Raw genomic sequence first — 650 nt, 5'->3', positions numbered from 1 at the left:
GTACGGTAATCCAATCATTAAAATCATTTTGTGTATGGAAGCGAGCAATTCTTTCAGCCGCAGCTTATGAAACCAATTGTGCTAGCCTAACAGGGGTTAAACCAGACTCAAGAGCTTGCACCATCATCTGAATAGTTTCAATCGGCCGGTCAGATAAGAGCTGTTCAACTAATGTATTTTCATCAAAATTGGCTATTTCTATTGAATTTTCAGCTTTGAGGGTGTCTTCTAGCTTCTCAAAAGCTTCGTTTAATGGTTTGACAAGGTTGACTGGAGATTGCCAGCTATGGGATTCCTCGCTTCGAGACACGTTTGAAATACCAGGCAACAATGAAGTCAATACATAGGGACGATATTCTTCTCCGATGTGTTCTACAATCTCAAACGCCTTATTATGGAAGTCTAGTGTATGGCCCGTATTGATATAAAAGTGATCCGTCACTGCTGCCATCATCATGTCTGCTAATTGTACATCCGTGCTACCTAATTCCATCGCTGTCAACAAAACACGTTCAGCACCTTGTGTATCACGAACCTCTACACAATGCCGGTACCACTTTGCAAACTGTTCAACAGATTGGCTTTCCATCCCATTGGTCACTGGCAGTGCCCCTAATAAAAAGCGTGTTCCCATACCAGAGCTTTCACGA

Annotated in this window: 1 protein-coding gene; it reads right to left on the bottom strand. The window is 42.5% G+C overall.

Going from position 1 to position 650, the window contains the following annotated elements:
* Positions 1–64: 64 nt before the first annotated feature.
* A partial coding sequence (locus ACSMFO_RS40200; RefSeq protein ID WP_436462546.1) for a hypothetical protein occupies positions 65–650 on the bottom strand: 586 nt, incomplete at its 5' end.

The organism is Amycolatopsis sp. w19 (assembly GCF_051373225.1).
Taxonomy (GTDB): Bacteria; Actinomycetota; Actinomycetes; order Mycobacteriales; family Pseudonocardiaceae; genus Amycolatopsis; species Amycolatopsis japonica.
Note: the sequence above shows the minus strand (reverse complement) of the source record. Positions and strands in the feature narration are given on the sequence as shown.